The following is a 26,663-nucleotide window of genomic DNA, read 5'->3' as shown; positions in this document are numbered from 1 at the left end:
CCATCCTCCTTTCTCAATGATGTTATTATGTCCCGTGACTTGCCTCTCCAATCCTTTATGCAAAAAGTCCCTGCTCCTACGAGTCAGGGATGCTTTTCATTTATTTGGTTTGTTGATACATGAGCTCTTTGATTAATGCTTTTTGTACATGCAGGCGGTTTTCTGCCTGCTGAAATACTTTTGAGTGCGGTCCGTCAATAATGTCTGCTGTCACTTCTTCTCCGCGGTGTGCTGGGAGACAATGAAGGAAAATATAATCTTTTGCTGCATGACGCATTAGTTCATCATTGACTTGATATTCTTTAAATTCAGCAAGGCGTTTCTCTGTTTCTGCTTCCTGCCCCATGCTTGTAAACACATCAGAATAAATGACATCTGCATTTTGGACAGCAGCGACAGGATCTGTCGTAACGATGACTTCTGCACCTGATTGTTTTGCAAACTCACGTGCTGTGTCTGTTACTTCTTGAAGTGGTTCATAGCCTTTCGGAGATGCAACTGCAATATCACAGCCTAGCTGCGCACAGCCAATCATCAAGGAGTGCGCCACATTATTTCCGTCACCGATGTAGGCGACTTTGATTCCTTTTAATGTTCCTTTTGCTTCTTTTATTGTCAATAAATCAGCAAGTGCCTGGCATGGATGGGAGTAGTCAGTCAGTCCATTGATGACAGGAATGGACGCATATTGTGCCAGCTCCTCGACCTTCTCATGTTCAAAGGTTCGAATCATAATGCCGTCTACATAGCCAGACAGCACCTGCGCTGTATCACTGATCGTTTCTCCTCTGCCGATTTGCAAATCATTTGAGCTGAGGAAGAGCGCATGTCCCCCAAGCTGCGTCATTCCCGCTTCAAAAGATACACGGGTTCTAGTTGACGATTTTTCAAAAATCATCGCTAATGTTTTCCCTTTGAATAAATCTTGGTATGGGTTTTGTTTCATTTCTTCCGCTTTTTCAATTAAATAAGCAATGTCATTGATTGAGAAATCTTTTAATGATAAAAAGTCTTTTCCGTATAATGTCGGTTGCAGGTCAACTTGACTCATGCCGTCACTTCCTTTTTGTATAATTCTTGGAGCGATACTGGTGATACATCTCCATTTTTCCCTTGCAGGAATGCTTCAACGGTTTCATATTCGGTTAGAACTTGGACGCCATGTGTGAGTGCTTTTACGCGTTGCTCTTTTGCCTCTTCATCTTCGCCTAAATGGATATGAAGGGATTTATCTTCGTTTTGCAGCCAAGTGTCAAAGCTGTCCGTCCAGACATCAAAACCTGCATGTTTTGCTTCATCTACCAATTGTTCACTGCCTTTTATAAATAAGCTGCCTTTCTGATGCCAGATTGACGCAAACACTTTTTTCAAGGCGCTTTCGGCGTTCTTACCTACACACATTCCTTCTCCTGTCGCTTTCATTTCAGGTGTCAGCTTTAAGTCAATATCTTGAATGGCATGTGATGAGAAAACTGGGAATTTGACCGCTGTTCCCCCTTTGTTTTTCGTTACTGGGTTCAGTTCTTGAAGCGTTGCACCCGCTAATAATTGAGTCGCAAGCGGAATCATGTCAATGCCCATTACCTTGCTGACAACTGGAACGGTCCGGCTTGCCCTCGGGTTCACTTCTAGTACAAGCGCCTGATCCCCTTTGATCACAAATTGGATATTCATAATGCCCTTAAACGCTAATTTATTCGCTATTTGTTCGGACGCAGTATGCACCTGCTGTTTGATGTCTTCACTGATGGAGACACTTGGTAGGATGGCAAAGCTGTCACCTGAATGGACGCCCGCTTTCTCAATATGCTCGACGATCGTTGGGATGAAGGTCGTTTTTCCGTCAGAAATCAGATCCACTTCAACTTCTTTTCCAGTGACATACTCATCAATTAAAATTGGGTATGGCAAATGATCTGGCTGATCAAGTAGTGACGTCAAATGCGCTTCTGACTGGACAACCATCATTCCCATTCCGCCAATGACATACGATGGGCGAATTAACACAGGGTAACCGATGCTTTTAGCATGCGTGAGTGCTTCTTCTTTAGAATGAGCTGTATCTCCTTTTGCATGAGGTAGGTTCAGTTCATCAAGAAGCTGATAGAACAGATCACGATCTTCCAGCGCATCTAGCGTGTCAAAGGATGTACCTAACAACGTAATGCCCGCTTTTTCTAAGCCTTCTGCTACATTGATGGCAGTCTGTCCGCCAAATTGAACGATCACAAAATCAATTTGCTCTGCTTCCACAACGTTTAAGATGTGCTCTAATGTAATGGGCTCAAAATATAAACGATCTGCAATTTCATAATCCGTACTGACCGTCTCGGGATTGTTGTTCATCATGATGGTTTCAAAGCCAAGCTTTTGCAAGGTAAGAACGCCATGCACCGCACTATAGTCAAACTCGACTCCTTGCCCAATTCGAATTGGACCAGAGCCAATGATGAGTGCACGCTGTTTTGTTTTCTCTTGATGCTCTCCATCACTTTTACCAAAGTATGTGGAATAGAAATAGTTCGTTTTTGCATCAAATTCCGCTGCACATGTGTCGACAATTTTAAATGAAGCCGTAATGCCATACTCTTGACGAAGATGTCTAATAGCTTCTTCACTATTGCCTGTTAGATAAGCAATCGTTTCATCAAGGAACCCCTTTTCCTTTACCTTTTTCAAGGTGTCTTTAGAGAGCGTTCCATCATGGTTCTTCAATTCCTGTTCGAGCGTGATCATATTGTTGAACACATGTAAGAAGAATAGATCGATTTTCGTCGCTTGATGGATCGCTTCAACCGTTTCCTTTCTTGAAAGAAGCTCCATAACAGCGAAGAAACGTCGATCGTCTGGTGTTTTGACAAGCTCAAATAGTTGTTCAGTGGATTGACCTTTCAATTCTGGCAGGTGGAAGCCCTTTGTTTTAATTTCAAGGGAGGCAACGGCTTTCTGGATGGCTGACTCTAAATTACGGTCAATCGCCATGACTTCGCCCGTCGCTTTCATTTTTGTACCTAATTGACGATCTGCCTGTTTAAATTTATCAAACGGCCAGCGCGGGAATTTCACGACGACATAATCGAGTGCCGGCTCAAAACTAGCATAAGTTGTGCCTGTAAGCGGGTTTTTGAGTTCGTCTAGTGTATAGCCTACCGCAAGCTTTGCTGCCATTTTAGCAATCGGATAGCCCGTTGCTTTTGAGGCAAGAGCGGATGAACGGCTAACCCGCGGATTCACCTCTATGACAAAGTATTCTTTACTAAGCGGATCAAGGGCGAATTGGATATTACATCCACCGACTACATCGAGTGCTGAAATGATTTTCAGGCTCGCTGAACGAAGCATTTGATAATCCTGATCCGTTAATGTTTGCGAAGGTGCAACGACAATCGAGTCTCCTGTATGCACACCAACTGGATCGATATTTTCCATATTACAAACCGTGATACACGTATTTTGACGGTCTCTCATGACCTCATATTCCACTTCTTTAAAGCCCGCGATGCTTTTTTCAACTAAACACTGATGAATCGGGCTCGCTAAAAGGGCTCCTTCAATAAGTGGTTTAAACGCTTCTTCTGTTAAAGCGATTCCGCCGCCCTTACCGCCAAGTGTGTATGCTGGTCTTAGAATGACTGGGAAGCCTACTTCTTTTGCAAATTGAAGGGCATCCTTTGCATTATCCACAATTTCACTATCTGGTACAGGTTCGTTCAACTGCTTCATGAGAGCACGGAATTTCTCTCGATCTTCACCGTTTTCAATTGTTTCAACTGACGTTCCGAGCAGGGTTACTCCGTGCTTTTTCAGCACACCGGCTTTTTCTAGCTCGACAGCAAGGTTTAAAGCGGTCTGTCCGCCAAGGTTGGCTAAAAGACCATCTGGTTTTTCCTTTTCGATGATTCTTGTCACTGAATCAACTGAAAGCGGTTCAAAATAGATTTCATCAGCAAATGATTCGTCTGTCATAATGGTTGCTGGGTTGTTATTCACTAAAATCACTTTGTAGCCCTCTTCTTTTAGGGCCATACATCCTTGTGTTCCTGAGTAATCAAATTCTGCTGCCTGACCAATGATGATTGGACCAGACCCGATGACTAGAATGGTTTGTATGCTTTGATCTTTAGGCATGTGCGACTTCTCTCCTTGCTTGTTTCACTTTCTCAATAAAATCATCGAATACCCATTCACTTTCAGCAGGCCCTGGGTGTGCTTCTGGATGAAATTGAACTGACATAATGAGCTTCTCTTTATGAATGAATCCTTCGACAGATCCATCATTAACATGAAGGAATTTCACGTCCACTTCTTTGTCATTCATGCTTTTTTCATTCACCACATAGCTGTGATTCTGACTTGTCATGAACACACGTTTGGATTCTGTATCTTGTACAGGATGATTCGCCCCGCGGTGGCCAAATGGAAGTTTATACGTATCCCCGCCAAGTGCAAGAGCGATTAATTGATGACCTAAGCAGATCCCAAGTGTCGGGAAGGTCATCATGATGTCATGAATGGTTTTTAAATATGGCTTCAATGTTTTGGGATCTCCAGGTCCATTTGATAACAGGACCGCATCTGGCTTCATTTCAAACACCTTTTCCAGCTGTTTGTACGGAATGACGGTTACTTTACAGCCGCGCGCTTCAAGCGAATCTGCTATTGATTTTTTAAAGCCAAAATCAATAAGCGCTACATGTTCCTCGCCGCTGCCTTGAGTGTAGATTTCCTCGTCTGTCACCTGTGCAACCACATTGTCTTGTTTCATGGCCGGCGGTGTTTCGTTTTCGTCTACACTGATCACAGCGTTCATCGTTCCATTTGCCCGAATGTTTTGCACGACTGCACGTGTATCTGTATGTGTCAGAAGCGGGATGTTCCACTTCTGTAAATAATCTTTTAAGCTAACCGCAGCAAGATGGTGAGAGAAATGATCGGCTGCTTCATACACAACGACCGCTTTCACTTGTGGTTTTTTGCTCTCAAAGTCTTCATGATTAATGCCGTAATTTCCGATGAGTGGATATGTGAAAACAATGATTTGTCCCTTATAGGAAGGATCTGTGAGTACCTCTTGGTAACCTGTCATCCCTGTAAAGAAAACCACTTCACCTGTCTTGCCAGCTTCTCCTGTCAGATCTCCTTCAAAAGAGGCTCCATCTTCTAAATTTAAATAACCTTTCATGCTTGTGTCACCCCAAATTGAATAATTAGTAATATAAATGCATTTTTATGCGTTTTGGTGCAAAAAAATTTATACCGTCACTGTTTCATTTGCTAAAACATGAGTAATCGCTTCTATTGCTTGATCTATTTCTGCTGTTTCTACATTCAGCGGAGGCAATAACCGAATCACATTCGGACCAGCTGGAAGTACTAGCAATCCTTGTTCTCTCAAAGCTGTGATATAATCACCAACTGGCTGATGACATTCAATCCCTGCCATCAATCCTTTTCCGCGTACTTCTTTTACGATGTTCAGTTGTTTCAGATCTTGCAGCTTTTCTAACAGATAAGCGCCTTTTTCTTTCACTTCTGTCAGAAACTCATCTTTGAAAATGACATCGAGTGTTGCATTCACTGCTGCCATGGCAAGCATGTTGCCACCGAAGGTTGTTCCGTGTGAACCTGGTGAGAATGCGTCTCCTAAAGCCTTTTTCCCGATGACTGCACCGACTGGGAAGCCATTTCCTAATCCTTTTGCAGAAGAGATAATATCAGGATCAAGTTCCGTTTGTTCATATGCAAATGCTGTTCCTGTACGTCCTATACCCGTTTGAATCTCATCTACGATCAGAAGTGCTTCATGCTTGTGGCAAAACGCTTGAACAGCTTCTAGAAATTCTGTTGTCGCTGGATTTACGCCACCTTCTCCTTGCACAACCTCGAGCATCACCGCTGCCACATCATCGACTTCACATGCGGCAATCGCTTCTGGGTCATTAAACGGTACATAATGAAAGCCTTCCAGCATGGGGCCAAAACCCGTTTTGATTTTATCTTGACCTGTAGCAGCCATACCAGCATACGTACGCCCATGAAAAGAGTGCAAAAATGTCACGATGTTTGTTTTCCCTGTTGCTTTACGCGCTAATTTGATTGCACCTTCATTTGCCTCAGCCCCGCTATTACAGAAAAACACGAGATCCCCTGAACTATTTGCAGCCAGTTTTTCTGCTGCTTTTTCTTGAAGTCCATTTTCAAATAGATTCGATACATGCCAGACGTGATCAAGCTGTTTCTTGATGGCTTGATTGACCTTTTGGTGATTGTGACCGAGATTTGTGACTGCTATGCCTTGTATAAAGTCTAAATATTTTTTCCCATTTGTATCGACTGCCCAAGAACCTGCTGCCTCTTTAATTTCAATATTCCACCGTCCATATGTTTGAAAGAGATGACTCACAGGACCGCCTCCTTTTCCTTCACAATTCTTGTTCCTTTAAAGGTTTCCCCTGTAAAGATACTGCCTTTGCCATTGACGATCATGACTTCATCCACATCTCCTGATAAAGCACTCAAAGCGGATTGTACTTTTGGAATCATTCCCCCGGAAATAATGCCTTCATCAATGAGCGTGAGAGCTTCTTGTTCGGTGACGACATCTAATAATTCACCATTTTTTAAAATGCCTTCGACATCTGTCACAAACATGAGCTTATCAGCTTTCATCGCTCCTGCGACAGCTGATGCTGCTAAATCAGCGTTTACGTTTAACGTTTGGCATTCTTCTGTCATAGACAGTGGTGCAATCACAGGAATAAATTGTTTCTCCATTAATGCTTCTGCCATTTCTGGATGCACTTCTTTGATTTCACCAACGTACCCGTAGACGTCTTGATCAAGAAAATCAGCGACAAGCATCCGTCCATCTTTGCCAGACACGCCAACAGATGAGATATCATGCTTTGCGAGCTCTGATACAAAGTATTTATTGACCGTTCCTGAAAGGACCATTTCGGCTACCTCTAATACTGGCTTCGTTGTTTTGCGCTGCCCGTCAACAAATTCTGTTTTCACTTCTAATTTTTGAAGCATGTTCGTGATTTCAGGGCCTCCGCCATGGACGATAGCCAGCTTAAACCCAGCAGCTTGAAGTGAGCGGACATTTTCATAAAAGGTATCTGAAAGTTCTCGAATGACACTGCCGCCACACTTGAATACGATCGTTTTATCCATGTCTATCTCCTTCATTATGTGCGATAGCTCGCGTTAATTTTCACATAATCATAAGTAAGGTCACAGCCCCATGCCGCTGCTTCACTATTTCCCTCATTCATTTGAATTAAAATCGTGATCTCATCCTGCTCTAGATACGCTTTTGCTTCCTCTTCTGAGAATGGCTGCGGTTCATTATGTTTAAACAGACATTGCCCGCCTAAATACACTTCTACCTCTTGAGGTGTGACGGACGCTGCGCTATGACCAATCGCTCCGATGATACGCCCCCAGTTGGCGTCGGTGCCATATACGGCTGTTTTCACTAGACTTGAACCGACGATTTTCTTCGCTATGATGCCGGCTTCTAAATGATTTTTAGCGCCAGTGACTTGCGCTTCAATTAATTTCGTTGCACCTTCTCCGTCTCTAGCAATATCTTTGGCAAGATCCTCACAAGCCAGCTTTAATCCTTCTTTGAACAATGGCCATTCTGGATGCTCTTCATTTAGAATTTCATTTTCTGCCATGCCATTTGCCATCACGAGTACCATATCGTTTGTCGATGTTTCTCCGTCGACGGTAATTTGATTAAAGGTTACATCTGTAATATCACGAAGTGCGTTTTGCAGAGCTTCTTGTTCGACATTTGCATCTGTTGTCACGAAGCCAAGCATTGTTGCCATGTTCGGATGAATCATGCCAGAGCCTTTCGCTGCACCTGAAATGAGAATCTCTTTTCCGTTTATCGTCAGGGTGTATGTTGTGTTTTTAATGACTGTATCTGTCGTTAAGATGGCCTCTTCAAAATGACCATTCTCTGCTTTTGCTTCTTTCAGCTGAGTGATGCCTTTTTTGATTTTATCCATATCCAGATACTCTCCAATGACACCAGTAGAAGAAACAGCAATGTAATCAGGTTCTATCCCTAACATATCTGCGCAGGCTGCCTGCATTTCGTATGCGTCTTTCAACCCTTGCTCACCGGTACATGCATTGGCGATGGCACTATTGACAATGACACCTTTTAATTGCCCTGTCTTTTTTAAGCTTTTCTGAGTGACTTGTAGAGGCGCAGCTTGAAAGTGACTTTGTGTGTATACCGCTGCACTCGCTGCTGGCACTTCACTGACGATCAGTCCAAGGTCTTTTTTTGAATAACGTAATCCAATATGAATCCCCTTTGCTTCAAAGCCTTTTGGTGATGATACGTCACCGTCTATTTTAACAATGCTTTTTTCATTCAATTCGATCATGTTTGTTGTCTCCCTTGTTCTTATGGATAGAGAGGTGTCATTGTGAGGCCCGCCTCTTCATCTAAGCCTTTGATGATGTTGAAGTTTTGAACCGCTTGACCGGCTGCGCCCTTCATGAGATTGTCGATCACAGACACAATTGTGAGTCTGCCTGTACGTTCATCTAAATGAAAGCCAATGTCACAGAAATTACTGCCGTATACTTCCCTTGTTTGCGGATATACTTCGTGATCTCTCACTCTGACAAAATAGGAATCTTCATAAAAGCCTTTCATATGCTTCATCAATTCCTCTTTTGTGATATCTGATTTCAGCTGAGTATACATCGTCGCCATAATCCCCCTTGTCATCGGGACAAGGTGCGTTGAAAATGTGATGTTCGCCGTTTGCGGATTCCATTCTCTTAATATTTGCTCTATTTCAGGTGTATGTTGATGTTCATTTACCTTATAAATTTTGAAGTTGTCGTTTAGCTCTGAAAAATGCGTTCCAACTGAGGCAGATCGTCCTGCACCGGACACTCCTGTTTTTGCATCTATGATGATCATAGATTCATCGATTAGATTCTGTTTCATCAGCGGTGCTAAACCGAGAAGAACTGCGGTAGGGAAGCACCCTGGGTTTGCAATGACTTCAGCCTGCTCAATCGTTTCACGATTCAATTCCGATAACCCATACACAGCTTGTTGAACAGATGCTTGATCAGCTGCCCTTCGTTTATACCAAGCTTCATAGGTTGCACCGTCTTGAATACGCAAATCACCTGATAAATCAATGATAGGCACTCCTTGGTTCATGAGCTTCGGTGTGAGTTCACTTGATACGCCTGCTGGTGTCGCTAAAAACACAGCATCTGTTTCTCGCACAATGGCAGCAGGATCAATGGCTTTTAATGTTTGATCAGTAATCGTTGTTAGATGCGGATAAGATTGACTGTATAATTGCCCATCACCACTCGATGAATACAATATACATTCATCGACATGTGGATGCTGCTTGAAGATACGAACTAATTCCGCACCACCGTATCCCGTAGCACCTATAATACCTATTTTCAACGTCAATACACCCTCTTGATCTTTGTGAAATTATTTAACATTATAACATGTATAAAAATTAATTCAATTGTATATTTAATATTTCTTGTCATTTTTTTTCATAAAAAAATCCACATATCTTCATGAGACATGCGGATTTATCTTTCATATTTCATCATGATGACTATGAGAGCACTGCATAAATATAATATGGAGCTTGCATAAAAAATGAAATAAACGGTGAAGAAATCTGCAAACAGGCCGCCAAGCATAATGGCTATCGATGAAAAAAGAGCTGTCCAAAAATGATAGCGGCCGACCTCTTTCATTCTTTTGTTCTCTGTTGTCAGTTCCGTGACAAGCAGTTTTTCCCCGTGCTTTTGAAAGCCGCCAAGCGCACCAAGTGCAAGCTGAATCATATACACCTGCTCCACTTCTGTTATATGCGGAAATAGCAGTAAAAGAAATGCCATACCGAACGAATGAATAATTAAAAAGAGCCGCCTGTCAGTAGTTTCGGGCAGTTTTCCTAAGAGTAAATGAATAAACGCTCCGCTTAAACCAAACAAGCCATAGGCAAGACCAAACTGTGAATAGCTTGAACCAACATTTTTAATAAAAAGAATGTAAAAAGGGAAAATCAAACTGCTGGCGAAAAACAGCAGGCTTTGTGAGTAGACGAACCATTTCATTGCTTTTGCATTCATTGTGTATTGTACCTTTCATAAAAGTAATTGATAAATCTGCCATCTGGATCTGCTTGCTGTTTCTTTTGGAAGAATACATCGGTTTTAGGATAGGCCCGCTTCATTTGCGCTTTCGTTTGATAAGGCATGTACGGTAAGTAATAGCTTCCATGGTGCCGAAGCGTGATATCTGTCATTTGCCGGATGATCCGCTCTGCTTCTGCCTTCTTTTCTTTCTCAAAACCATAATTCACTAAAAGAACAAGGGCAAACATATCTTCTTTCGCATATGAGAGATCCGCTTTTTCATTTTTTTGTACGTATCGTATCGTAATGTTCATTAAATTCAATTCTTCCTGTTGTAAATAGCTTCTCATGTCATCAATGTACGCACGAAAGCGGTCCACTGGGACGAAATATTCCTGAAGCACATCTGTATCTGACTCATTTTCATATTCTAAAAAAGCAGAATCTGAGCGCATCACATTGTTTCTTGTGATCAACTGATCATTTTGACTTTGGAAATACTTCTTTTGTAAATGCCAGAGCAGATCTTTCCCCATGTCAAATCTTCTTGAAAGGCCGAGCATAAATTTGAGTGGCATGACGAGTTGATCCTCTTTCAGCTCTTGATATGATTCGATCTCTTGTTGTGAAGTGAGGGAATAATTCGTTACATACATCTCTTTCAAAAAGTTTGTTTTCGCTGTTGAGATTCTGGCAAGATGCATGCGTACTTCTTTATTTTGTTTGACATGTTTTTGAAAATAATTGCTGTATTCGCGATAATCAAGAGAGGTTGTCTCCATTTTGTATAACTCATCTTTCGTTAACGAAAGCTCAACATCTAAAATGACGCCGAACAAACCATATCCGCCAATCACGGCAGTAAACAAATCATCGCCCGGCTTCACTGTAACGATGTCCCCATCTGCCTGAAGCAGCCTGAAGGAACGAACTGTGTCTATGAGTGAGCCGTAGCGAATGTCACGTCCATGTGCGTTTGCACTGAGAGAACCGCCAATCGTGAAGATATTCTGTGATTGCATGACCTTCACGGCAAGGCCATATGGGTTCACATATTTTTGTATATCATCCCATGTAACGCCGCTTTGGACCCTAATCGTTTTCTTTTTTTCATCAAATGCTAAAATCTGACGGAATTTGGTCATATCGAGCACGATGCCATTTTCATAATACGTGTGGCCACCCATGCTATGCTGTTTCCCTGCAATTGATATCGGCAGGCTTTTTGCTTTCGCTTCTTTTAATACTTCTTTTAAAGTATCTATTTCTTTTCCTTGAACGATTTTTTTTATTTTGACAGGCATGAGATGACTGACATCTGTAAAAGCTTCTAGATCTTGGCTTTTGTGTGCTTGCTCCTCACGAATGGTGATTGACGCAAAAAATGCAGCTGCGTATCCCATGAAAAGAACAATCCATAACCATTTTCGTTTCATTATAGGTACTCCGTTCTATGAAATTACACCCATTATATCGTACTATTCTCTTCCTCCACCTTATTTTTTCATAAAAAATGCCTGGCATGAGTTCAACTCATACCAGGCATTTTTATTTGTGCTTATTGAATACCGAGCGCAATTTTTGCATATCTTGACATTTTGTCTCGTGTCCAAGGCGGATTCCATACGATGTGAACTTCTGTTTCTTTCACTTCTGGAAGATCACTTAATGCTTTTTTCACTTCATCCACGATAACTGGTGCAAGGGGACACCCCATTGATGTTAAGGTCATCGTGATATCCGCTTTTCCATTCTCATCAAGATCGACATCATAGACAAGTCCAAGGTTGACGATGTCGACATTCAGTTCAGGGTCAATCACCTGTTCTAGGGCGCCTAAAATATTTTCTTTCAATGCTTCATCCATGATATCCACTCCTTTTCCATTAGTATAACGTACTTTTTCTTTTGACTAAACGTTTGTGCTTTTCAGATGTGTCACAAACCACTCAATCGTTTCAAACATTGCTTGTCTTGAGACCTTATGGCCAGCCTGTCCATCTGTGATAAAACGAATCAGGTGCGGATCTTCTTTATATTGGGTTGCTGCCAACTCGTCATAAAGAGCTTTTGCATGTCTGTAAGGGACAACTGGATCGTTTTCTGCATGCCAGAATAACAGCGGTCTTTTGTTTAATCGATCTGTTTGCAGCGTTAAATCATAAGGACGCAGCGCGTCTAATTGCTGATGAACCTCTTCGTCTGTAATCTCTTTCATCAACCCTTTGTGCCGCATGTCCATAATTTGTGCTTGTAGGAATGTCGTATATTTCGGACTGCCCATCAAGCTGACTGCCGCTTTAATCCAATCATGTTTTGCGAGTGCACCAAAGGTCGTGATGCCGCCCATGGAAGTACCTGCAACACCGATCAGATCGGCTTCAATCAAATGTTTTTCTTGAAAGTATGTTTTGAGTATATCGATTTCACGTATTTCGTTCAGGACAATTTCCCAGAACCTTGACGCCAGTTCCTCTAAGCTGAGGTTTTCTGATCTTACACCATGATAAGCACAGTCAGGCAAAATGACTCTCATGCCTTTTTCCGCCAAATGAAAGGCGAAGTGTAAATTGTGCTCGCGTGCACTTGTAAATCCGTGTATAAAAAATACAAGCGGCAGCGGTTTGTCTTTATTTTCAGCTTTTACGATATGTAAAAATGGAATATCGCGCGTAATTTGCTCATCAATGGTGATCACAACCTATGAATCCTCCTTTATCATTCCCGTCTTTGTTTATTTTAACATGTAGACAACAAAGATGTGATAAAGATACACTATAGGTAGAGGCGCCGCACGAACTGCCTCCTATCACTTACAGATCAAAGGAGATTTTATGGAGACTAAACCTTATCTAATCGCACTTGACCTGGATGGCACGTTATTAAAAGATGATAAAACCATCTCTGCGCATACACTTGACGTCATTCAAAAAGTGAAAGACAGCGGGCATCATGTCTGTATTTCAACCGGCCGGCCATTTCGTTCCAGCTCTCCTTATTATCAGCAATTACAGCTTGATTCACCCATTGTGAATTTTAATGGAGCGTTTGTCCATCATCCTCTTGATGAAAAATGGGGCAGATTTCATACGTCACTTGATCTTCAAGTCGTTAAACAGCTTGTAGACATTAGTGAGGAGTATAAAGTACACAATGTGCTAGCTGAAGTGTTAGACGATTTGTATTTCCATTATCATGATGAGAAACTCATTGATATATTTAATATGAATGCAAATAAAGTGACTGTTGGAGACCTTCGGGACAACCTTGGAGAGAATGTGACGAGCGTGTTAATTCACGCAAAAGAAGAGGACGTTGGAGCTATTCGAAGCTATTTATCAGATGTTCATGCAGAAGTGATTGATCATAGGCGATGGGCTGCCCCGTGGCACGTGATTGAGATCATTAAAACAGGCATGAACAAGGCCGTTGGACTGCAAAAGATCAGTGATTATTACGGCGTTCCACAGGAGCGGATTGTGGCATTCGGAGATGAAGACAATGATTTAGAAATGCTTGAATTTGCCGGATGCGGTGTGGCAATGGGCAACGGAATTGATGCCGTGAAACGTGTCTCAAATGAAGTCACTGATACGAATGAACAAGATGGGATTGCAAAGTTTCTAACGAATTACTTCTCGCTTTAATTTTTCCATTCATACATAGCAGATGGAAGCGGGCATACTACCGTTAGACAGGTTGTCCTGTCAGCTTGTGTAAAGGGGCGGATTCCGAATGGGTAAAAGAAGCAAATCGAAACGCTTTATACAACAAGGTAAAGATTCAGTCAGTCTGCATGATGCACGTTTTCCTTATCGTTCTACACTTGAAGAAGTGTCAGACAAAGAAAATATGAAGACTGATGCTTCTGGAGGTTCATTGTGAGAAACGAACTTTTTGATCAAGCCAAATCATTTACTGAAGAAGCCCTTACTTCTTCATTTTCATCTGGGTTAGAGCGTCAACAGGCGGTCAAACGAGCCAAAAATGCCGTATCTTCTGCATTTGCCAATTCGACAGATGCAGAAAGAAACCAGCTACACACCTTCCAAGACTTGCTCGATGATCTCTAACATAAAAGAAGCTGTCCATTAAGGACAGCTTTTTCTGATTCTCATGAAGCTGAAAGCACTTATTTCACTTGGAATGTTTTCTTTTCCGTGATTTGCTTCAGCCCTTCTGCTTTTCCTTTAAATGTGACGACCGCTTCATACGTTCCCGGCTTGACACCATTTGACCACGTATCTTGAAAATCATAGGCTTCGCCTTTCTTTAGCACAAACGATTGGATGGCCTGAGTGAACATACGGTCTTTTGAATAGCGGTATTGTTCATTTCCGTTTTCGTCATACACACTGAGCTCGAATTTTTGGCTTGTGTTAAAGGTAAATTCAATATCTCGATCTGATTCATTTTTCAGTGACATGTTAAATTGAACCGAAGAACCTTTCTGGACGGGGTCTACTGTGAGTACAACCGTTTTTTCTCCCATTTGACCGGATACCTCCTTGTCTGGTTCATCCTTTTTTTGTTGTCCACAAGCGGTTAAAATCAATACAACGAGAAGAAGCACCAACCCTTTTTTCATACGCTACCCACCTTTTAATCTCGTCTGAAAAATCCAAGAATATTAGTTGTTTGCACAATATTTGTAAAAGCTTTTGGATCGACTTCTTTAATAATTTGTTCAAGTTCATACAGCTCATACCTTGTAATGACGATCACCATCATTTCTTTTGGCTCGTTGGTAAAAGCCCCCTTTGCAGGTACCGTCGTAATGCCTCTGACCATTTTTCCATAAATGGCTTCCTTAATTTCATCAGCCTTCTTTGTCACAATCATCGCGGTCAGCTTCTCATGTCTTGTATGGATGGCATCAATGACCCTTGTGGTCACATATAATGTGACAAGGGTATATAATGCTTTCTCCCAACCTTGTAATAATCCTGCTGTAAAAATGATGATACCATTTAAAATGAAGAAATACGTACCGACTGGTTTATCCTTCCACTTCGCCAAGATCATGGCTATGATGTCGAGTCCGCCTGTCGATGCCCCAAATTTGAGCGTGATCCCAATCCCTACTGCAGATATCACGCCGCCAAACACAGCATTTAGTAAAATATCATGTGAAACACTCGTTTCTGGTAAGATGCCGAGGAAAATGGTCGTCAGGGCAACACTGATGATGCTGTAAAACGTAAAGGAACGGCCCACTTTCATCCAGCCTAAAATGCCGACTGGAATATTTAAAATAAATAATAGAATTCCTGTGGATACATAAAATGGGGCATATTGATCCATTAAGCTGGATAACAGCTGGGCTACCCCTGTAAACCCGCTCGCGTATACATCAGCTGGGATTAAGAATAGATTCAGTCCAATCGCATTGAGCAGTGCACCAATGACGACGACAATGAGTTTTTTTGCTTCTCCGATGAACATATTGTCATTCCTCCACTTACCATTCTCTCTATGGTTTTCCCTAAAATTTAGAATTTGAACACGAAAAAGTGATTTCTGTGATATAGTTAGGCTAAAAAGTTGCAAAATATGGCTGATTTTTTTAGAAAGAAGGGATTTTGATGACTGTTCATATCATAGCAGACAGTGCTGCTGATCTGCCTCTTTCTTATTATGATGAACATAACATGACGCTTATTCCGCTCCGTGTATTGCTTGGCGAAGAGGAATTTGAAGATTTGATCACCATTGAACCAAAACAAGTATTTGATGCGATGAGACAAGGCGCCAGCCCAAAAACGTCACAAGCTTCACCAAACCGAATCAAAGAAGCCTTTGTTTCTCTCGCACAAAACCATACATCTGCAATCTATGTTGCCTTTTCATCAGAGCTTTCCGGTACATACCAAACGGCTGTGATGATGGCAAACGAAGTGAAGGAAGAATACCCTGATTTTGATTTACGAATCATTGATTCTAAATGTGCTTCACTCGGCTATGGGCTTGCTGTCAAACACGCTCAATCACTTGCCATTGACGGAAATACAATACAAGAAATTGAAACGTCTGTAAAGCATTTTTGCGAATCTTTACAACATATTTTTACTGTAGACGATTTATCGTATTTAGCAAGAGGCGGAAGAATCAGTAAAGCGTCCGCATTTGTTGGTGGTTTATTGAGTATTAAGCCCATTTTACACGTCGAGGACGGAAAGCTCATCCCCCTTGAGAAAATCCGCGGACGTAAAAAGCTGTTGAAACGCATTATTGAACTGATGAAAGAACGTGGAACGGATTGGTCAAATCAAACTGTTGGCATTAGTCATGGTGATGATCCTGCACTTGCAGAAGACATGAGAGAATTGATTGAAGCCGAATTTCATCCAAAGGAAATTGATATTCAGATTGTCGGCGCAGCTGTTGGGTCCCATTCAGGACCAGGCACGCTTGCCATCTTCTTTACAGGCAAACCATCATAAAAAGCACCCTTCCCTGACACATCACGGGAAGGGTGCTTTTCTTATGACTTATGAAAGTTTAAAACGGTGGACGGTTTCATTTAGCCTTGCCGTCATACTCATGAGTTCTTCTACTTGTTTGTTCATTTGATGGAATGATTGCAGCTGTTCATTGGCAGAGGCAGAAATTTCTTCACTGCCAGCTGCTGTTTCTTCTACAACCGCACTAATATTTTCAATCGAGTTGAGCACTTGTCCGCCAAGCTCTGTTGATTGAACAATTTGGTCATTTAAGACCGCCATTTCTTGTTTAATGTGCTGCGCTTTTGTTTCTATATCTTCAAAGGAGTGTGAGGTTTTGTCCATCGCATCCTGCTGCTGAAGTGAAAGTTTGACTCCTTCTTTAACAGTTTGACTAATGGATTGAATGCCTCTTTCAATATGACTGACCATATCAAAGATTTGTCTTGTAGCGTTAGATGATTCGTCGGCAAGCTTACGAATTTCATCTGCGACAACGGCAAAGCCTTTTCCAGCCTCACCTGCTCTTGCCGCTTCGATCGCCGCATTTAGCGAAAGTAAGTTTGTCTGATCCGCAATGTCAGAAACTGTTTTGGCCATAGCCGAGATCCCGCTGGCATATTGCGTGAATTCTCCTGCCGACTGTTCGATTTGTCTTGTGGCATGTGTGTTTTTTTCAATCGCCGTTTTGGTTTCTGTTAACGTGTGCTTTCCACTTTCTACTGCTTCTATCGCATCCTCTGTACTTTGGATGACTGTTTGTGAACGTTCGGAATTTTTACGTCCATGTTGATCCATCTTTTCAATCAAGCTGACGCCATGCTGGAGATCCTCTGAAATGGCTTGTGACCCATTTGCCATTTCGTCTGTCGAGACAGAAACTTGATTTGCAGATTCCATCAGCTTTTTGTTTTCATCATCTAACTGGATCGAGAATGTCTCTACTTGACTTGAGACATTACTGATTTCTTTAATCAAACTAATCAGCTGATCTGTCATTTGATTAAAGGATTCATTCAAGCCGCCGATTTCATCCTTACGCTGAATGTCCATCCGCTCGACAGCAAGGTTGCCTTCTGCAATCTGCTTCGCTCTGTAGGAAAGTGATTTAATCGGTGTCACGATGGATCTTGTTAATCCAATATTTAAAAAGACAGCAATGACAATCAGTGTAAGGGCTGCGACGAGTGCACTTGTGATGATCCATTGCACATTATCCGCTGTATTCTCTAGATTTTGTTTATACGCTTCTTCCGCTCTTTTATTCATTGTATGCACGTCGTTTAAGACGCCATCAATTCTTGCTGCTACCCGTCTTGCATCGGATGCATTTTTTTCACCAATGGCACCATTCGCTTCCTTGGTCCACGTATCATATTTTGCATTTAACCTTGTTAATGCATCTTTGCTCATATTACCTGCGTTTTTGTTTAACGATTGCAGCTGTTTTTTTGCTGTAGAAATATCGGTTTGAACAACTTCTAGCTGTTCATCAGACAGTGTCATTGAGTAATTGGTCATGGCTTGTTCGACACTTTCAAAGCTTGCTTTTGTTTTTTGAACGTTTAATAAGGTTTGAACTTCTGTTTCATTTGATGATTGGATCTTTGTCATACTCACTATGATAAAGGCGATGACGCCAACTGCTAAAAGAAGTGAGACGAGTGAGTTGAGTAAAATTTTGATGCGCAAGCTCATGATGCGTCCCCCTCTTCTTTTAGCAATTTCTGCTTCAGTTCATTTACTTTTTTGGTCAATGCTTCAGCATTCTTCAGCACCCGAATTCTTGCCATATCGATTCCGTCATTGCTTAAGTCGTAAATAACATGCCCATTTTTGATTTTGTTGCTCTTGACGAGCTGTTCGCTGAATTGATAGACCACTTCGTCGACATTTTTTACCATGGACGAAATCACCGCTTTTTCAGCGGTGTAGTACTGATCACTATCTACACCAATGGCATACTTGCCCTCTGATTGTGCTTCTTTTAATACACCAACACCTGTATAGCCTGCTGCGGCATATAAAACATCTGCTTTCTTTTTGATCATGTCTTTGGCTATTTTACTGCCTTTGCCCGCATCACTAAACGTATTGGCATAGGTGGATAAGATCTTAATTTTCGGATTCACTGATTTGGCGCCTTTTTGGAACCCCTTTTCAAAACGATGAATCACATCCGCATCGACACCGCCAACAAATCCAATGACATCACTTTTCGTTGTCATCGCAGCAAGTGCGCCTGCTAAATAGCTGCCCTGCTCTTCTTTAAACGTCACGGAGGTTACGTTTTTTAGCTCAGATACAGCATCAATGAGCAAGAACTGCTTCTTCGGATATTTCTTTGCGACTTTTTCTAAGTCTTCTTGCATACTAAAGCCTACCCCGATGACGAGGTCATTGCCAGCTTTTACGAGCTCGGTCAGCCCTTTTTCATATGTATCGGTTTCTGCAATTTCTCTATAATCAAATTCAATTCCTAGGTCATCACGTGCTTTTTCTAATCCTTTAAATGACGAATCGTTAAATGATTGATCACCAAGACCATCATCTGTGAGCATAACGCCAATATGCTTCGCATTTGATGCTGGTGGTTTCCCTTGTTGATTGCTGCATGCAGCTAACACCATAAGCATGGCTACCAACAGAAGTAATGAAATTTTCACTTTCATCCAAACACACACTCCTTTTATCATCCTTACTCCTTTCTTATCGGATTTGAGAGGCGTTGTTTCAATGATTATGTGAAGGTTTTCCAGATTTTTTATGACTTTTTTCACTGAAAAAAACCATTATTTATAACAAATATAAAAAAAGGGATAAAATCATCATGATTTTATCCCTTTTTCTTCATTTCAGTGTAATGTGAAAACCCATGAGGTTAGAGTTCTCTTTCACGCTGCTCATTTTTTCTCGTATGTCCAGCCCTCTTTTTGGTAGACTAGGCCGTTTTTCATCAAATGACCTAATGCTCGTTTAAAGGCTGCCTTGCTCATTTGGAATCGTTCGCGGATGTCTTCTGGATCACTTTTGTCTCCATAAGGCATAGCGCCATTTCTCGTTCGCATATAGGTTAAGATTTCTTCTGCATCGACAGATAACGCTTCCTGTTTTCTAGGAAGCAGAGACACGTTTACAGTTCCATCCTCTTTCACTGCAATGACGCGTCCTGTCACGGTCGATCCTAATCTTGGTTCTTCCTTTCGTTCCGTACGGTGGATAAACCCTCGCACGCCTGTATCTGTCAGCATAAACGAGCCTGTCGCAATTAAGCGGTAAATCGTTCCAGTGATTTCTTTGTTCATTAAGGTTTCAGATGCCTCAGTAAACAATTCACTGATCACATCTTCAGTGGCTGGCTTTGCGAACATTCTGCCGTAGCTTGTGACTTTCAGCATACAGTAAAGTTTGTCTCCTTTTTTCGGCCATGCTTCCTCAAAAGGCGGTAGATGTTCTGTTGCAACAAGTGCATCCTTTGAAAGCCCGACATCCACAAATGCACCCATGTCTTCTACGACGTCTACGACTTCTACCCAGCCATATGTATGCGCATTGATTGTAGGTATTTTCATCGTCGCAGCTAGTCTTTCTTCATGATCTACGTATAAGTAGACCTCTACTTCATCCTGGTCACCAATATCTTCTGTCATTTCACTGCGGTGCAAAAGGACCGAATCTTCACCATCTGTCAAAAAGTAACCGTATTCCATCTCGTTCTCTATTTGCAAGGTCAGTTGCTCACCTGGTCTCATGTTCTCTTCCTTCCTATCTGCTCTTAAAAGAGCGTTCGTTCATCTTTTGATTCACTTTATTCTACTATACTTCTCCTCACATGAACATCTCTAGTTCTGTTAGCTAAAGTGGACAAACCGAACACGATTTATACCGCTACTGGCAGAACTCTTTGACTCGTCTCTTCGATAAAGTTTCTTCTTCTCCACGTTGCATGATAAAATAAACGCAATATCTATACATGGAGGTCATGTGTTATGGCAAAAGAAAGCTCATTTGACATTGTATCGAAGGTGGAACTGCCAGAGGTGCAAAACGCCGTTCAAGCAGCGCTCAAGGAAATTAAAAACCGTTATGATTTTAAAGGAAGTAAAAGTGATATTTCTCTTGAAAAAGAAGAGCTCGTTCTCATCTCTGATGATGACTTCAAGCTGGAGCAGCTAAAAGATGTCCTTGTGTCAAAGCTGATTAAACGAAACGTTCCAACTAAAAACATCGATTACGGAAAAACTGAGCATGCCCTTGGCGGAACAGTGCGCCAGCGCGCGAAGCTGATCAGCGGAATTGATCAAGACAACGCTAAAAAGATCAATGCACTCATTAAGCAATCTGGCATCAAAGTGAAGTCACAATTTCAAGATGACCAAGTGCGTGTAACAGGGAAAAATAAAGATGATTTACAAGAGGTTATCTCTCTTATGCGCAAGGCAGATTTACCGATTGACGTTCAATTTATAAATTTTCGATAAATTTCAAATTTTCCATTGATTATTTCCGATTTTTTCGATACAGTGGATGGAAGTTCAATTCATTGACATGTTCATATCGCTTTCTTATCAAGAGAGGCAGAGGGACTGGCCCTGTGAAGCCTCAGCAACCGGTGTAGTAGAAAAATATTTTCTATGACCAAGGTGCTAAATCCAGCAAGCAACTGCTTGGAAGATAAGAAGAAGAATAACGATACAGCCAAAAAGTCTTCTTCTTATCAGAAGGCTTTTTTTGTTACATAGAAATAAGGAGGAAACCAATGGGCCTATTACAAGATTTACAAAACCGCGTACTGATTGCTGACGGTGCAATGGGAACACTTTTATACTCTTACGGCATTGACCGCTGCTTTGAAGAATTAAATTTATCGAAAGAAGATGAGGTAAAGCGCGTGCACGAAGCATATGTGCAGGCTGGTGCAGACATCATTCAAACAAATACGTACGGCGCAAATTATATTAAACTATCCCGCTACGGCTTAGAGGAAGAAACAAAGCGTATCAATACAAAGGCGGTACAAATCGCAAAAGCAGCCGCAGGCTCCGCTTATGTCCTTGGAACGATCGGCGGTATTCGAACGTTTAACAAAAATGCCTACACGATTGAAGAAATTAAACGAAGCTTTAGAGAGCAGCTATACATTCTATTAAACGAGCAGCCTGATGGATTATTGCTAGAAACGTATTATGACATGGAAGAAGCGAAGGCCGTTCTCCAAATTGCACGTAAAGAAACGACTCTCCCAATTGTCATGAACGTCTCCATGCATGAACAAGGTGTGTTGCAGGATGGAACACCGCTCAAGGATAGTTTATCTGAATTGTCTTCTCTTGGTGCAGACGTCGTTGGCATCAACTGCCGGCTGGGCCCTTATCATATGATTCAGGCACTCGAAGGCGTTCCAATTTTAGAAAATTCCCATTTATCAGTCTATCCTAACAGCAGTCTTCCCTCTCTTGAAGAAGGCAGACTCGTCTATGATACAGATAACGATTATTTCCGAAAAAGTGCACTTGAATTTAGAAATCAAGGCGCACGTATTATCGGCGGCTGCTGCGGAACAACGCCTCAGCATATTCAAGCAATGGCTGAAGCGGTCAAGGATTTAGCACCGATCACTGAAAAAGAAGTGAAAGTTTTAAAAGAAGAAATCATTTCGATTCAAGATCAGCGGACTGAACCAGGTCTTGATGAGCTCGCTACGAAAAAACGGACGATTATTGTAGAGCTTGATCCGCCGAAGAAGCTGAACTTCGAAAAATTTCTCGTCGCGGCAAATGAGTTAAAGAATGCAGGCATTGATGCCTTGACATTAGCTGATAATTCTCTTGCAACCCCGCGCATTAGCAATGTGGCTTGCGGGGCATTATTGAAACAGCAGCTTGATATGCGTTCACTCGTCCATATCACATGCCGTGATCGTAATTTAATTGGGCTTCAATCCCATTTGATGGGTCTTGACACCCTTGGTTTAACTGATATTTTAGCCATTACAGGCGATCCTTCTAAGATTGGGGATTTCCCAGGTGCAACGTCGGTTTATGATTTAACCTCCTTTGATTTAATCCGGCTGATCAAGCAGTTTAACGAAGGCCTTTCTTTCTCAGGGAAACCGCTTGGCAAAAAGACCAATTTTTCAGTAGCTGGCGCGTTTAATCCGAATGTTCGTCACATTGATAAAGCGGTCAAACGTCTTGAGAAAAAAATCGAATACGGTGCTGATTATTTTATTTCACAGCCTGTTTATTCTGAGGAACAGCTTGTGAAAATTCATGAGGAGAGCCGTCATTTAGATAAACCGATTTATATTGGCATTATGCCGTTAACAAGCAGTCGAAATGCGGAGTTTATTCATCATGAAATTCCAGGCATCAAATTATCTGATTCCATTCGTGACATTATGGCGAGGGCTGGTGAGGATAAAGAAAAGCAGCGAGCAGAAGGCTTAGCGATTGCCCGCTCTTTATTAGATACAGCCTGTGAATTGTTTAATGGCATTTATTTAATTACCCCTTTCCTTCGATCAGACTTAACAGCAGAACTAACCACCTACATTCATCAGAAAGAAAAGGAGTCAAACATCCATGTCAACTATCACTGAACAGCTGAAGAAACGCATCCTCGTCCTTGATGGTGCAATGGGGACCATGATTCAAAATGCCAATCTCACAGCAGAAGACTTTGGCGGCGAGGAGTATGAGGGCTGTAACGAGTATTTGAATGTGACAGCCCCTCACATCATCCGCACGATTCATAGAGAATACCTTGAGGCAAGCGCCGATCTCATTGAAACAAATACGTTCGGGGCTACAAAGCTTGTCCTTGACGAATACGGGCTTGGCCACCTTGCCTATGAACTCAATGCACGGGCTGCCCAGCTGGCAAAGGAAGAAGCTGACCGTTTCTCCACGCCGGAGCAGCCTCGATTTGTTGTAGGTGCGATGGGTCCCACTACGAAAACATTATCTGTGACAGGCGGCACAACCTTCGATGAGCTCGTCAGAAACTATGAAGAGCAAGCACGCGCCCTGATTGATGGCAAATGTGATGCCCTTCTTTTAGAAACAAGTCAAGACATGCTGAATGTAAAAGCTGGTTTCAAAGGCATTCAGGAAGCCTTCAAGCAGACAGGTATTGAGCTGCCTCTCATGGTATCAGGTACGATTGAACCGATGGGCACGACCCTTGCTGGTCAGGATATTGAAGCCTTTTATATTTCTCTTGAGCATATGAAACCGATGAGTGTCGGTCTGAACTGTGCGACGGGTCCTGAATTTATGACAGACCATATCCGCACGCTATCCTCCATCGCCAAGTCAGCGGTTAGCTGCTATCCAAATGCTGGTCTCCCAGATGAAGAAGGTCAATATCATGAATCCCCAGCTTCACTTGCTAAAAAAATTTCCGCCTTTGCCAAGGAAGGCTGGTTAAATATTGTTGGCGGCTGCTGCGGAACAACACCTGCACATATACAGGCATTGTCAGATGAAGTACGCACGATTCAGCCGCGTCACATCACGCATGAATCGTCTCAGCATACTGTATCAGGAATTGAGCCCCTACTATATGAGGAATCAATGCGACCTCTTTTTGTAGGAGAACGGACCAACGTGATTGGTTCACGCAAATTCAAACGACTCATTGCGGAACAAAAGTTTGAAGAAGCGTCAGAAGTTGCTCGTGCACAGGTAAAAAACGGTGCTCACGTGATTGATGTGTGTCTCGCTGATCCAGACCGCGATGAGGCGGCAGACATGGAAGGTTTTTTACAAGAGGCTATGAAAAAAGTCAAAGCCCCTTTTGTCATTGATTCAACGGATAAACACGTGATCGAAAAGGCGCTGACATATTCCCAAGGGAAAGCCATCATCAATTCTATTAACCTTGAGGATGGCGAAGAACGCTTTGAAGAAATTCTTCCACTTGTGAAGCTGTACGGTGGTGCACTTGTTGTCGGCACGATCGATGAAACAGGGATGGCTGTAACAGCAGAACGAAAGCTCGAGATTGCGGTACGCTCTCATGATCTATTAACGAAGAAATATGGCATTCCCGCAAGTGACATCATTTTTGATCCACTTGTCTTTCCAGTGGGGACTGGAGACGAGCAGTATATTGGCGCTGCCGAAGAAACGATCAAAGGCATCAAAATGATCAAGGAAAAACTGCCTGAGTGTCTGACGATTTTAGGCATCAGCAACGTGTCTTTTGGACTCCCGCCTCTTGGGAGAGAAATCTTGAATGCTGTCTACTTGTATCACTGCGTCCAAGCAGGACTTGACTACGCCATTGTGAATACAGAAAAGCTTGAACGCTTCGCTTCTATTCCAAAGGAAGAAATCAAGCTCGCTGAAATGTTGCTCTATGAAACAAATGATCAAACCCTTGCTGAATTCACCCAATTTTACCGCGGCAAAAAGAAAACGGAGAAAAAACCAAAGATCTCCTTATCACTTGATGAAAGGCTGGCACTCTATGTCGTCGAAGGAACAAAAGAAGGTCTTATCGATGATTTATCCCTTGCTCTACAGCAATTTGAATCACCACTTCATATCATCAATGGTCCGTTAATGCAGGGAATGGCTGAGGTTGGTCGTCTTTTTAATCAAAACGAACTGATTGTGGCGGAAGTGCTTCAATCGGCAGAGGTCATGAAGGCTTCTGTATCGTATCTCGAACAATATATGGAAAAGCAGCATGCAAGCGGGAAAGGTAAAATTCTACTTGCCACTGTAAAAGGAGATGTCCATGATATTGGGAAAAACCTTGTCGACATCATTTTGAGTAATAACGGCTTTCAAGTGGTCGACCTCGGAATCAAGGTGACACCGCAAACATTGATCGAAGCTGTGCAAAAAGAAAAGCCAGATATGATTGGATTATCAGGATTACTCGTGAAGTCAGCCCAGCAAATGGTCCTCACCGCTCAGGATTTACAAAAGGCGAATATTTCAGTGCCCATTTTGGTCGGCGGTGCTGCACTTTCTCGGAAATTTACGAAAATGAAGATTTCGCCTCATTATGACGGACCGGTCCTTTACGCAAAAGATGCGATGGACGGCTTATCTTTAGCCAATGAGTTAAAAGCAAATCCTCTTCAGTTTCAAATAAAGCCAGATGAAGAGCCTGTGGCTCCTGTCAAAGAGAAAGAAACAAAGCAGCCACAAGCTGTCATTGAATTACTAGAAAAACGTGCGGCACTCCCTGAGGCACCTATTTTCACACCAGAAAATACGGCACGTCATTATGTAAGAGACATCGACCTGCATCACATTATGCCTTATGTGAATGAACAAATGCTCATTGGCCACCACCTTGGATTAAAAGGAAAGGTGAAAAAGCTGTTGGCCGAACAGCATCCAAAAGCATTGGAATTAAAGCAGCTTGTCACAGATCTTCTAAACGAAGGCAGAGAGAAAAACTGGTTTGCGCCTGCATTTGTCTATCAATTTTATCCTGCCAGTTCTAACGGAAATGATCTGCATATTTATGATCCCAAAGCGCCTGACCGTATCATTGAAACGTTCCAATTCCCAAGACAGGAGAAGCTTCCATATCGCTCCATTTCTGATTATGTGCGGGGAAGCGGTGAAAAGGAGAAAGATTATATTGCCTTATTTGCTGTCACAACCGGAGCGCGTATACGTGAAGTCGCGCAGCAATTTAAGCAAGAAGGAGATTATTTAAAAATGCATGCGGTTCAAGCTCTGGCGCTTGAGCTTGCAGAAGGATTAGCCGAAAGAACCCACCAAGTGATTCGTGACAAATGGGGCTTCCCTGACCCGGTCGATTTCACAATGGAAAAACGATTCCAAGCGAAATATCAAGGGCAGCGCTATTCCTTTGGTTATCCCGCTTGCCCAAATCTTGAAGACCAAGAAAAGCTGTTCAAGCTGCTTCAGCCTGAAAAAATCGGCATCCATCTGACAGAAGGATTTATGATGGAACCTGAAGCATCTGTTTCAGCAATCGTCGTTTCTCATCCTGAAGCTCGATATTTTAATGTTCATTAATGCAGGACCTCCGAAATTGGAGGTCCTTTTTTGATGGGAAGATTAG

Annotated in this window: 23 protein-coding genes and 1 riboswitch; of the genes, 7 read left to right on the top strand and 16 right to left on the bottom strand. The window is 42.2% G+C overall.

What is annotated here, in order from left to right; genetic code table 11:
* Positions 1–100: 100 nt before the first annotated feature.
* The 11 genes from argF to SB660_RS13595 all read right to left on the bottom strand — a co-directional run bounded on the left by argF (position 101) and on the right by SB660_RS13595 (position 12,859).
* Complete coding sequence (gene argF, locus SB660_RS13645) at positions 101–1,051, bottom strand: ornithine carbamoyltransferase (RefSeq protein WP_410582930.1); 951 nt, start codon at positions 1,049–1,051, stop codon at positions 101–103.
* Positions 1,048–4,128 (bottom strand): carbamoyl-phosphate synthase (glutamine-hydrolyzing) large subunit, encoded by a 3,081-nt coding sequence (carB, locus tag SB660_RS13640; RefSeq protein WP_410582928.1) that lies wholly within the window; start codon positions 4,126–4,128, stop codon positions 1,048–1,050. Before carB ends, argF begins: the two co-directional genes overlap by 4 nt.
* Entirely contained in the window at positions 4,121–5,182 is a 1,062-nt protein-coding gene (locus SB660_RS13635; protein WP_180309243.1) for a carbamoyl phosphate synthase small subunit, read from the bottom strand. The genes carB and SB660_RS13635 overlap by 8 nt, the downstream gene beginning before the upstream one ends.
* 69 nt (positions 5,183–5,251) lie before the next feature.
* Complete coding sequence (argD, locus tag SB660_RS13630) at positions 5,252–6,403, bottom strand: acetylornithine transaminase (RefSeq protein WP_180309244.1); 1,152 nt, start codon at positions 6,401–6,403, stop codon at positions 5,252–5,254.
* A complete protein-coding gene (argB, locus tag SB660_RS13625) occupies positions 6,400–7,176 on the bottom strand; it encodes an acetylglutamate kinase (protein WP_180309245.1) in 777 nt (258 codons plus the stop codon). The genes argD and argB overlap by 4 nt, the downstream gene beginning before the upstream one ends.
* Before the next feature lie 14 nt (positions 7,177–7,190).
* Entirely contained in the window at positions 7,191–8,411 is a 1,221-nt protein-coding gene (argJ, locus tag SB660_RS13620) for a bifunctional ornithine acetyltransferase/N-acetylglutamate synthase (RefSeq protein WP_410582926.1), read from the bottom strand.
* Positions 8,412–8,431: 20 nt separating this feature from the next.
* On the bottom strand, positions 8,432–9,469 hold the full coding sequence (gene argC / locus SB660_RS13615; RefSeq protein ID WP_410582924.1) for an N-acetyl-gamma-glutamyl-phosphate reductase: 1,038 nt from the start codon (positions 9,467–9,469) through the stop codon (positions 8,432–8,434).
* Positions 9,470–9,606: 137 nt separating this feature from the next.
* Complete coding sequence (locus SB660_RS13610; protein WP_012009539.1) at positions 9,607–10,155, bottom strand: MFS transporter; 549 nt, start codon at positions 10,153–10,155, stop codon at positions 9,607–9,609.
* Positions 10,152–11,597 (bottom strand): FAD-binding protein, encoded by a 1,446-nt coding sequence (locus SB660_RS13605; RefSeq protein ID WP_410582922.1) that lies wholly within the window; start codon positions 11,595–11,597, stop codon positions 10,152–10,154. Before SB660_RS13605 ends, SB660_RS13610 begins: the two co-directional genes overlap by 4 nt.
* Before the next feature lie 122 nt (positions 11,598–11,719).
* Positions 11,720–12,028 carry a metal-sulfur cluster assembly factor gene (locus tag SB660_RS13600; RefSeq protein WP_003211530.1) on the bottom strand — a complete coding sequence of 103 codons (309 nt, stop codon included), beginning with the start codon at positions 12,026–12,028 and terminating at the stop codon, positions 11,720–11,722.
* Between the two features lie 45 nt (positions 12,029–12,073).
* The gene (locus SB660_RS13595) at positions 12,074–12,859 is read right to left on the bottom strand and encodes an alpha/beta fold hydrolase (RefSeq protein ID WP_058014323.1); all 786 of its coding nucleotides are present in this window, start codon (positions 12,857–12,859) and stop codon (positions 12,074–12,076) included.
* Between the two features lie 136 nt (positions 12,860–12,995).
* Between SB660_RS13595 and SB660_RS13590 the strand changes: the two genes are divergently transcribed.
* The 3 genes from SB660_RS13590 (at position 12,996) to SB660_RS13580 (ending at position 14,234) form a co-directional block, all read left to right on the top strand.
* Positions 12,996–13,808: a Cof-type HAD-IIB family hydrolase gene (locus SB660_RS13590; RefSeq protein ID WP_117729925.1), complete on the top strand. Its 813-nt coding sequence runs from the start codon at positions 12,996–12,998 to the stop codon at positions 13,806–13,808.
* An 88-nt stretch (positions 13,809–13,896) separates the two neighbouring features.
* Entirely contained in the window at positions 13,897–14,046 is a 150-nt protein-coding gene (locus SB660_RS13585; RefSeq protein WP_058014325.1) for a hypothetical protein, read from the top strand.
* On the top strand, positions 14,043–14,234 hold the full coding sequence (locus tag SB660_RS13580; RefSeq protein WP_024425070.1) for a DUF3813 domain-containing protein: 192 nt from the start codon (positions 14,043–14,045) through the stop codon (positions 14,232–14,234). The genes SB660_RS13585 and SB660_RS13580 overlap by 4 nt, the downstream gene beginning before the upstream one ends.
* Positions 14,235–14,293: 59 nt before the next feature.
* Here SB660_RS13580 and SB660_RS13575 read toward each other — a convergent pair whose 3' ends face one another.
* Together SB660_RS13575 and SB660_RS13570 are read right to left on the bottom strand one after the other, a co-directional pair.
* Entirely contained in the window at positions 14,294–14,749 is a 456-nt protein-coding gene (locus tag SB660_RS13575) for a BsuPI-related putative proteinase inhibitor (protein WP_058014326.1), read from the bottom strand.
* 14 nt (positions 14,750–14,763) lie between these two features.
* A complete protein-coding gene (locus SB660_RS13570; RefSeq protein ID WP_003211320.1) occupies positions 14,764–15,606 on the bottom strand; it encodes a YitT family protein in 843 nt (280 codons plus the stop codon).
* Positions 15,607–15,746: 140 nt separating this feature from the next.
* On the opposite strand from SB660_RS13570, the gene SB660_RS13565 reads away from it, so the two are divergent.
* On the top strand, positions 15,747–16,604 hold the full coding sequence (locus SB660_RS13565; RefSeq protein WP_061407345.1) for a DegV family protein: 858 nt from the start codon (positions 15,747–15,749) through the stop codon (positions 16,602–16,604).
* Positions 16,605–16,652: 48 nt separating this feature from the next.
* On the opposite strand, the gene SB660_RS13560 is transcribed toward SB660_RS13565, so the two are convergent.
* From SB660_RS13560 to SB660_RS13550, 3 genes are all read right to left on the bottom strand, one after another.
* Positions 16,653–18,302, bottom strand: coding sequence for a methyl-accepting chemotaxis protein (locus SB660_RS13560; RefSeq protein WP_410582917.1), 1,650 nt, complete (start codon positions 18,300–18,302; stop codon positions 16,653–16,655).
* Positions 18,299–19,276, bottom strand: a complete 978-nt coding sequence (locus SB660_RS13555) for a BMP family lipoprotein (RefSeq protein WP_306011979.1) — start codon at positions 19,274–19,276, stop codon at positions 18,299–18,301. Before SB660_RS13555 ends, SB660_RS13560 begins: the two co-directional genes overlap by 4 nt.
* Positions 19,277–19,507: 231 nt before the next feature.
* Positions 19,508–20,356, bottom strand: a complete 849-nt coding sequence (locus SB660_RS13550; RefSeq protein WP_410582915.1) for a CvfB family protein — start codon at positions 20,354–20,356, stop codon at positions 19,508–19,510.
* A gap of 237 nt (positions 20,357–20,593) precedes the next feature.
* On the opposite strand from SB660_RS13550, the gene SB660_RS13545 reads away from it, so the two are divergent.
* The 3 genes from SB660_RS13545 to metH all read left to right on the top strand — a co-directional run bounded on the left by SB660_RS13545 (position 20,594) and on the right by metH (position 26,617).
* Positions 20,594–21,085 (top strand): YajQ family cyclic di-GMP-binding protein, encoded by a 492-nt coding sequence (locus SB660_RS13545; RefSeq protein WP_003211707.1) that lies wholly within the window; start codon positions 20,594–20,596, stop codon positions 21,083–21,085.
* Between the two features lie 81 nt (positions 21,086–21,166).
* A riboswitch (SAM riboswitch) is annotated at positions 21,167–21,285 on the top strand.
* A gap of 78 nt (positions 21,286–21,363) precedes the next feature.
* Entirely contained in the window at positions 21,364–23,205 is a 1,842-nt protein-coding gene (locus SB660_RS13540) for a bifunctional homocysteine S-methyltransferase/methylenetetrahydrofolate reductase (protein WP_268498106.1), read from the top strand.
* Positions 23,189–26,617, top strand: a complete 3,429-nt coding sequence (gene metH / locus SB660_RS13535; RefSeq protein WP_410582912.1) for a methionine synthase — start codon at positions 23,189–23,191, stop codon at positions 26,615–26,617. The genes SB660_RS13540 and metH overlap by 17 nt, the downstream gene beginning before the upstream one ends.
* The last annotated feature ends 46 nt before the right edge of the window (positions 26,618–26,663 follow it).

The organism is Bacillus sp. SIMBA_005, from assembly GCF_046535585.1.
GTDB lineage: Bacteria > Bacillota > Bacilli > Bacillales > Bacillaceae > Bacillus > Bacillus pumilus.
The sequence above is the reverse complement of the archived record's forward strand: the minus strand, read 5'-3'. Positions and strand labels throughout refer to the sequence as shown.

Excerpts from the sequence above, each read along its gene's own strand:
- SB660_RS13585 (WP_058014325.1), top strand. The coding sequence starts at position 13,897 with ATGGGTAAAAGAAGCAAATCGAAACGCTTTATACAACAAGGTAAAGAT.
- carB (WP_410582928.1), bottom strand. The coding sequence starts at position 4,128 with ATGCCTAAAGATCAAAGCATACAAACCATTCTAGTCATCGGGTCTGGT.
- SB660_RS13590 (WP_117729925.1), top strand. The coding sequence starts at position 12,996 with ATGGAGACTAAACCTTATCTAATCGCACTTGACCTGGATGGCACGTTA.
- argJ (WP_410582926.1), bottom strand. The coding sequence starts at position 8,411 with ATGATCGAATTGAATGAAAAAAGCATTGTTAAAATAGACGGTGACGTA.
- SB660_RS13605 (WP_410582922.1), bottom strand. The coding sequence starts at position 11,597 with ATGAAACGAAAATGGTTATGGATTGTTCTTTTCATGGGATACGCAGCT.
- metH (WP_410582912.1), top strand. The coding sequence starts at position 23,189 with ATGTCAACTATCACTGAACAGCTGAAGAAACGCATCCTCGTCCTTGAT.
- SB660_RS13550 (WP_410582915.1), bottom strand. The coding sequence starts at position 20,356 with ATGAGACCAGGTGAGCAACTGACCTTGCAAATAGAGAACGAGATGGAA.
- SB660_RS13540 (WP_268498106.1), top strand. The coding sequence starts at position 21,364 with ATGGGCCTATTACAAGATTTACAAAACCGCGTACTGATTGCTGACGGT.
- argF (WP_410582930.1), bottom strand. The coding sequence starts at position 1,051 with ATGAGTCAAGTTGACCTGCAACCGACATTATACGGAAAAGACTTTTTA.
- SB660_RS13610 (WP_012009539.1), bottom strand. The coding sequence starts at position 10,155 with ATGAATGCAAAAGCAATGAAATGGTTCGTCTACTCACAAAGCCTGCTG.
- SB660_RS13635 (WP_180309243.1), bottom strand. The coding sequence starts at position 5,182 with ATGAAAGGTTATTTAAATTTAGAAGATGGAGCCTCTTTTGAAGGAGAT.
- SB660_RS13570 (WP_003211320.1), bottom strand. The coding sequence starts at position 15,606 with ATGTTCATCGGAGAAGCAAAAAAACTCATTGTCGTCGTCATTGGTGCA.
- SB660_RS13600 (WP_003211530.1), bottom strand. The coding sequence starts at position 12,028 with ATGGATGAAGCATTGAAAGAAAATATTTTAGGCGCCCTAGAACAGGTG.
- SB660_RS13565 (WP_061407345.1), top strand. The coding sequence starts at position 15,747 with ATGACTGTTCATATCATAGCAGACAGTGCTGCTGATCTGCCTCTTTCT.
- argB (WP_180309245.1), bottom strand. The coding sequence starts at position 7,176 with ATGGATAAAACGATCGTATTCAAGTGTGGCGGCAGTGTCATTCGAGAA.
- SB660_RS13575 (WP_058014326.1), bottom strand. The coding sequence starts at position 14,749 with ATGAAAAAAGGGTTGGTGCTTCTTCTCGTTGTATTGATTTTAACCGCT.
- SB660_RS13545 (WP_003211707.1), top strand. The coding sequence starts at position 20,594 with ATGGCAAAAGAAAGCTCATTTGACATTGTATCGAAGGTGGAACTGCCA.
- SB660_RS13555 (WP_306011979.1), bottom strand. The coding sequence starts at position 19,276 with ATGAAAGTGAAAATTTCATTACTTCTGTTGGTAGCCATGCTTATGGTG.
- SB660_RS13560 (WP_410582917.1), bottom strand. The coding sequence starts at position 18,302 with ATGAGCTTGCGCATCAAAATTTTACTCAACTCACTCGTCTCACTTCTT.